This window comes from Rhodococcus sp. NPDC060084, assembly GCF_042730335.1.
Lineage (GTDB): Bacteria > Actinomycetota > Actinomycetes > Mycobacteriales > Mycobacteriaceae > Rhodococcus.
This window is the reverse complement of record NZ_JBHWWX010000070.1, coordinates 1-8756: the sequence shown is the minus strand read 5'-3', so window position 1 is coordinate 8756 and position 8756 is coordinate 1. Positions and strand designations below refer to the sequence as shown.

Genomic DNA, 8756 nt, shown 5'->3' with positions numbered 1-8756 from the left:
AGGTCCAGCTGATCGGGAAGGCCGTCCAAAGACTGTTTCCAGAACGCGATCTGCTTGGCTGCCAACGACTCCGGGTCCGACTCGTCGCCGAGTACTTCACGCTGCCACAACGAGTAATCCGCGTATTGCACCGGAAGCGGTTCCCAGCCGGGCTCGTATCCGCCGGAACGCGCCACATAGGCCGCAACCAGGTCACGGGTCAGTGGTCCCATCGAAGAACCGTCGGCAGAGATGTGATGGACGACGAACGCGACGATGATCTCGTCGTCCCCCACCGCGTACAGGCGAATTCGGAGCGGCACCTCGGCGGTGACGTCGAAACTCGTATTCGCCAACTCACGAACGAGGCCGGGCAACTGATCCCAGTCCGTCCGGACGGGCTCCAGATCGGGCGCTACCGATGAGACCGGCAACACGATCTGAACGGCACCGTCGTCCGACTGCGGGTAGGAGGTGCGCAGCATTTCGTGTCGTTCGAGCACATCGCGGATGGCTGCCTGCAGTGCAGCGAGATCCAGTCGTCCGCTGAGTCTCAACGCGATCGGCAGGTTGTATGCCACGGAGTCGGGATCGAACCGGTTGAGGAACCACATCCGCTGCTGCGCCAACGACAACGGAACCCGGTCCGGACGCGGCCCAGCGACGAGAGGCACCGTTCCCCCCGAGCCTGCATGTTGCCCGACGTGTGCGGCCAACGCCTCGACGGTCGGTGCATCGAACAGGGCTCGCACCGGCACCCGAGTGTCGAGCGCCGAGCCCAGCCGTGCGACCACTTGCGTGGCGTTCAGCGAGTTGCCACCCATTGCAAAGAAATCGTCGTCGAGCCCGACCCGCTCGACGCCCAGCACGCCGGCGAACGTCGACGCCACAATCTCTTCCACCGGGGTCCGTGGCGCCCGGAACTCCCGAGTCTCGAACACCGGCGCAGGCAACGCCTTTCGATCCAACTTCCCGGAAGTGTTGAGCGGGAACTGGTCGAGGACCACCACAGCGCCCGGCACCATGTACGACGGCAACAACCCCGACACGAAGGCGATCAACTCGTCGCGGTCCACCGTGCCCCCCGGAACAGGAACCACGTACCCCGCGAGTTGATCCCCGATGCCCGACGACGACACGACCACCGCAGCCTGGCTGACCGACCCGTGCGCCAGCAAGGCACTCTCGATCTCACCCAACTCGATGCGCTGACCCCGGAACTTCACCTGGAAGTCGGTTCGCCCGATGTACTCGAGTTCACCGTCGCCGTTCCACCGGACCAGATCACCCGTGCGATACATCCGATCCCCGGCCGGCCCGAACGGATTCGCCACGAAACGATCCGACGTCAGATCCGGCCGGCGCACGTACCCACGCGCCAACTGCACGCCGGCAAGGTACAACTCACCCGGCACCCCGGCCGGCACCGGACGCAGGCGGCCGTCCAGCACGTACACCTGCACGTTCCATTCCGGCTCACCGATCGGCACAACATCGACCGATCCCTCCGACGGCGCCTGCCAGAACGTAGCCGACACCGCAGCTTCCGTCGGCCCGTACAAATTGTCGATCCCCGCCGCACTGATACGGCGCACCCCGTCGACCGTCTCCGGCGGCAGCGCTTCACCGATGACGAAGATCTCCCGCAACGTGCTGCACGATTCTGCAGCAGCGTGCGCCGCGAACACGGTCAGCATCGACGGCACGAAATCGGTGATCGTCACCTTCTCCCGCGAAATGACCTCCGACAGATATATCGGATCGCGGTGTCCGTCCGGAGTCGCGAGTACCAACTTCGCACCCACACTCAGCGGCATGAAGAACCCCCACAACGACACGTCGAACGTCGTGGCGGTCTTCTGGAAATACACATCCTCCGACGTCATCGCGAACTCGTGCAGCATCCAGTCGATCTGGTTGACGATCGCGCGGTGCGTCACGGCCACGCCCTTGGGCTTGCCCGTCGAACCGGACGTGAAGATGGCGTAGGCCGTGTTGTCCGGGCGGAGCGCGTCCCGCCGCTCCTCGTCACCGATCCGCTCGGCAGAGACCCCCGCCAGATCCAGCCGATCGATCTCCATCGTCTCGACATCTACCCCGGACGCCACCTCGAACCCATCGCGGGCCGTCGTCACCACACACACCGGACCAGCAATATCGAGCACATGCCGGATGCGATCAGCCGGATGATCCGGATCGATCGGCACATACGCACCGCCCGCCCGCACGATCGCATACATCCCCACCAACAGATCCAACGACCGGCGCACCGCCAGCCCCACCGTCGTCTCCGGACCCACACCCCGCGAGATCAGATACCGCGCAAGCTGATTGACCCGCGCATCGAACTGCGCGTATGTCAACGACTCGTCTTCGAACACCACCGCGACCGCATCCGGCGACGCAGCAACCTGCGCGTCGAACCGATCCAGCAGCGTCGACTCCGGCACCGGATGCGACGTATCGTTCCACCGCTCGAGCACCGTCACCCGCTCATCGGCGCCCAGCAGATCGATATCCCCCACCCGGCACGACGGATCAGCCACCACCGCCTCGAGGATCCGCACGAACCGCTCCGCGAAGCCCTCGACCGTTGCGGCATCGAACAGATCGGTGGCATACGTGAAGTCCGCGCGGAAACCGTCCGGCGAACCGTCCTCCGCGAACCCCTCCGACAACGTCAACTGCAGATCGAACTTGGCGATCTGCGCATCGAAGTCGACACCCGAGACACTCAGACCAGGCAACTCGAGCTCCGCAGCCGTCATATTCTGGAAAGTCAGCATCACCTGGAACAGCGGATGACGCGCCTGCGAACGCGCAGGATCGAGCACCTCCACCAACCGCTCGAACGGCACATCCGCATGGGCGAACGCATCGAGATCCACCCGGCGGACCTCATCGAGGAACTCCCCGAACGGGACAGCCCCGTCGAGGGAAGAGCGTAGTACGAGCGTGTTGACGAACATGCCCACCAGATCATCGAGCGCAGCCTCACCACGACCCGCGATCGGCGTACCGATCGCAACATCGGACTGTGCACCCAACCGCGACAGCAGCACCGCCAACGCAGCATGGACGACCATGAAATCCGTTGCACCACTGCGACGGGCGAGATCGGTGATGCCCGCGCGGACGCGACCATCGATCACGAACCCGTACGACGCACCCCGGTAACTCGACACCACCGGACGAGGCCGATCCGCCGGCAACGTCGACTCCTCCGGCAGATCCGCCAAAGCAGTGCGCCAGAACTCGGTTTGCCGCGCGAGCAACGACTCCGGATCCGACTCGTCGCCGAGGACCTCACGCTGCCACAACGTGTAATCCGCGTACTGCACCTCGAGCGCCGACCACTCCGGGACCGCACCCGCAGCCCGCGCCGCATACGCCGTCACCACATCACGAGTCAACGGTCCCATCGAGAACCCATCACTCGAGATGTGATGAACCACCACCACCAGCACATGCTCTTCCGGTGCGACCCGCAACAGCCGCACCCGGATCGGAACCTGCTGCGTGACATCGAAACCGGTAGTCACAACCTGCGTGACGCGTGCCAGGACGTCGTCGGCCGCGACAGTTTCCGGACGTACCTCGACGATCGAGTCCGATGCGGGCAGGATCTCTTGGAATCCGACTCCGTCGATCTCCGGATACACCGTCCGCAACGACTCGTGCCGTGCGACGACATCCGACACCGCGGCCTGCAACGCATCGACATCCAACGATCCCGACAACCTGATTACCGCCGGAATATTGTTCGCCGCCGACCCCGGATCCAACCGGTTGAGGAACCACACCCGCTGCTGCGCCAACGACAACGGAATCTGCGCCGGACGCTCCCGCGCCGACAGCACCACACCCGGTCCGCCACCGGCCTCCGACACCCGCACCGCAAGTTCCCCGACGGTGGACGCCTCGAACAACACCCGCACCGGCACCCGAGTACCGAGCCCCGCACCCAGGCGCGCGACCACCTGGGTCGCAATCAGCGAGTTACCACCCAAAGCGAAGAAATCATCATCGAGCCCGACACGCTCGACACCGAGCACCTCGGAAAACACCGACGCCACAACCTGCTCGACGGTTGTCTGCGGCGCCCGGAACTCCCGAGCCTCGAAGACAGGGGAAGGCAACGCCTTACGATCAAGCTTCCCACTGCTGTTGAGCGGGAACTCATCGAGCACCACCATCGCCGACGGCACCATATAACCCGGCAACACCGCACCCAACCGACGCAACAACACCACAGAATCCACCGACGCACCCGCAGCCGGCACCACATACGCCACCAACTGCTCACCCGCATGCGCATCCGAACGCACCAGCACCACAGCCTGACCGACACCATCCAAGCTCAGAAGAGCAGATTCGATCTCACCGAGCTCGATCCGCAACCCCCGCAACTTCACCTGAAAATCGGAACGACCGATGTACTCCAACTCCCCATCGGCATTCCACCGCACCACATCACCCGTGCGATAAAGACGCTCACCCACCCCGAACGGCGACGCCACAAAACGCTCCGCCGACAATGCTGCACGCCCGAAATACCCCCTCGCGACCTGCACACCCGACAGATACAGCTCACCGACAACACCGACCGGCACCGGCACCAGCCGCTGGTCCAAAACATAGGTCCGGGTATTCCACACAGGGGTGCCGATCGGGACCGCACCCGCAATACCCGCCTCGGCCGACCGCGCCGTGACATGCACCGTCGCCTCGGTCGGACCGTACAAGTTGTGCAACTGCGGCAAACCGAGTCCAGCGCACTGATCGACCAGCGACGCAGGGAACGCTTCACCCGCAACAAGAACCACACGCAACGACACACACTCCTCGCGCGTCGCAACAGCAGCGAACACCGCAAGCATCGACGGCACGAACGACGTCGCAGTAACCCGCTCCTGATGGATCACACGAGCAAGATACGCAGGATCCCGATGCCCATCAGGGCTCGCGATCACCACACGCGCACCCGCTGCCAACGCACCGAACAGCTCCCACACCGACACATCGAACGTGAACGGCGTCTTCTGCAACACCACATCTTCCGGCGACAGCCCGTACTCGGCTGTCAGCCACGACAACTGGTTGACCACCGAATAATGCGAAACCGCCACACCCTTCGGCCGGCCCGTCGACCCCGACGTGAAAATCACATACGCCGTATTCGACGGCCGCACCGGCGCGGTCCGCTCACCATCCGACACCGGACCGGCTGATACGTCGGCAAGATCGAGAGTGTCGATCGACACCACCGGCACCGACACCGACGCGGGAACCTCGAACCCGTCCCTCGACGTCGACACCACCAACACCGGCGCCGCCGACTCCACAATGTGCGCATTCCGCTCGGCAGGCTGATCCGGATCGATCGGCACATACGCACCGCCCGCCCGCACAATCGCATACATCCCCACCAGCAGATCCAACGACCGGCGCACCGCCAGCCCCACCGTCGTCTCCGGACCCACACCCCGCGAAATCAGATACCGCGCAAGCCGATTGACCCGCGCATCGAACTGCGCATACGTCAACGACTCGTCTTCGAACACCACCGCGACCGCATCCGGCGACGCAGCAACCTGCGCGTCGAAGCGATCCAGCAACGTCGACTCCGGCACCGGATGCGACGTATCGTTCCACCGCTCGAGCACCGTCACCCGCTCATCGGCGCCCAGCAGATCGATATCCCCCACCCGACACGACGGATCAGCCACCACCGCCTCGAGGATCCGCACGAACCGCTCCGCGAAGCCCTCGACCGTCGAAGCATCGAAGAGCTCGGTCGCATACGTGAACTCGATACCGAAGCCCTGCGACTGCTCACCCGCCCCGGCCAGATCGGTGACGGTCACCTGCAGATCGAACTTGGCGATCTGCGCATCGAAGTCGACACCCGAGACACTCAGACCAGGCAACTCGAGCTCCGCAGCCGCCATATTCTGGAAAGTCAGCATCACCTGGAACAACGGATGACGCGCCTGCGAACGCGCAGGATCGAGCACCTCCACCAACCGCTCGAACGGCACATCCGCATGGGCGAACGCTTCGAGGTCGGCCGCGCGAATCGTGCCGAGGAACTCCCCGAACGAGACCCCACCATCAACCGACGTCCGCAACACCAACGTATTGACGAACATGCCCACCAAATCATCGAGCGCAGCCTCACCACGACCCGCGATCGGCGTACCGATAGCAATATCGGACTGGGCGCTCAACCGCGACAGCATCACCGCGAGAGCTGCATGCACCACCATGAATTCCGTTGCACCACTGCGTCGTGCCACCTCCGCTACACCGGTACGAACACGACCATCGATCGTGAAACCGTGCGACGCACCCCGGTAACTCGACACCACCGGACGAGGCCGATCCCCCGGCAACGTCGACTCCTCCGGCAGATCCGCCAAAGCAGTGCGCCAGAACTCGGTTTGCCGCGCGAGCAACGACTCCGGATCCGACTCGTCGCCGAGGACCTCACGCTGCCACAACGTGTAATCCGCGTACTGCACCTCGAGCGCCGACCACTCCGGGACCGCACCCGCAGCCCGCGCCGCATACGCCGTCACCACATCACGAGTCAACGGTCCCATCGAGAACCCGTCACTCGAGATGTGATGAACCACCACCACCAGCACATGCTCTTCCGGTGCGACCCGCAACAGCCGCACCCGGATCGGAACCTCTTGCGTGACATCGAAACCGGTAGTCACAACCTGCGTGACGCGTGCCAGGACGTCGTCGGCCGCGACGTCCTCGACACGCACCTCCACGACCGCGTCGTCGGCACCGAACACCTTCTGGAAACCGACCCCGTCGATCTCCGGATACACCGTCCGCAACGACTCGTGCCGTGCGACGACATCCGACACCGCGGCCTGCAACGCATCGACATCCAACGATCCCGACAACCTGATTACCGCCGGAATATTGTTCGCCGCCGACCCCGGATCCAACCGGTTGAGGAACCACACCCGCTGCTGCGCCAACGACAACGGAACCCGGTCCGGACGAGAACCAGCAACAAGAGGCACCCGATCCGCCGCAAACGACGACGACTCGAGCACACCCGCAAGCGCCTCCACCGTCGATGCCTCGAAAATCGTGCGAAGCGCCACCCGACCACCGAAAGCCTCACCGATACGCGACACCACCTGAGTCGCAATCAGCGAATTACCACCCAAACCGAAGAAATCATCATCGAGCCCCACCCGCTCGACACCGAGCACCTCGGAAAACACCGACGCCACAACCCGTTCCACGGCGGACTGCGGCGCCCGGAACTCACGAGCCTCGAAAGTGGGCGAAGGCAACGCCTTCCGATCGAGCTTCCCACTGCTGTTGAGAGGCAACGCATCGAGCACCACAAACACCGACGGCACCATATAACCCGGCAGCACCGCACCCAACCGACGCGTCAACACCACAGAATCCACCGACGCACCCGCAGCCGGCACCACATACGCCACCAACTGCTCACCCGCATGCGCATCCGCACGCACCAGCACCACGGCCTGACCGACGCCGTCCAAGCCCAGAAGAGCAGATTCGATCTCACCGAGCTCGATCCGCAACCCCCGCAACTTCACCTGAAAATCGGTACGACCGATGTACTCCAACTCACCGTCGCCTGTCCACCGCACCAGATCACCGGTGCGATACAACCGCTCACCCGCCCCGAACGGCGACGCCACAAAACGATCCGCCGACAAATCCGGCCGACCCACATACCCCCGAGCCAACTGCACACCCGACAGATACAACTCACCCGCCACACCCACCGGCACCGGCGCCAGTCGACCGTCGAGCACATAAACCTGCGTATTCCACACCGGCACACCGATCGGCACCGACACCACATCGGCATCGGACACCTCGTGGAACGTCACATCCACCGCGGCCTCGGTCGGACCATACAAATTGTGCACAGCAGCATCCGGAAGTACCGCCCGCGCCCGCGCCGCCAACGACGGCGACAACGCCTCACCCGAAGCAAACACGTAGCGCAGACCCGACAGATCCGAGACCCCGGCCTCGGTTACGAACACCGCCAACATCGACGGCACAAAATGCGCCACCGACACACCACGCTCGGCCATCACCTTCGCCAGATACACCGGATCCCGATGACCGTCCGGAGCAGCAACCACCAACCGCGCACCCACACCCAACGGCCAGAAAAACTCCCACACCGACACATCGAACGTAAACGGCGTCTTCTGCAACACCACATCATCTCGGGTGAGCGAGTATTCGTGCTGCATCCACTCCAGACGATTGACAATCGCCCCATGCGAGACCGCCACACCCTTCGGCCGGCCCGTCGACCCCGACGTGAAAATCACATACGCCGTATTCGACGGCCGCACCGGCGCGGTCCGCTCACCATCCGACACCGGACCGGCTGATACGTCGGCAAGATCGAGAGTGTCGATCGACACCACCGGCACCGACACCGACGCGGGAACCTCGAACCCGTCCCTCGACGTCGACACCACCAACACCGGCGCCGCCGACTCCACAATGTGCGCATTCCGCTCGGCAGGCTGATCCGGATCGATCGGCACATAGGCGCCACCCGCCCGCACAATCGCATACATCCCCACCAACAGATCCAACGACCGGCGCACCGCCAACCCCACCGTCGTCTCCGGACCCACACCCCGCGAAATCAGATACCGCGCAAGCCGATTGACCCGCGCATCGAACTGCGCATACGTCAACGACTCGTCTTCGAACACCACCGCGACCGCATCCGGCGACGC

Annotated in this window: 1 protein-coding gene; it reads right to left on the bottom strand. The window is 64.0% G+C overall.

The window, feature by feature from the left end:
• Positions 1-8756 (bottom strand): amino acid adenylation domain-containing protein (locus ACFWBU_RS20900; RefSeq protein WP_378529127.1); only part of this gene is annotated, 8756 nt, incomplete at both ends.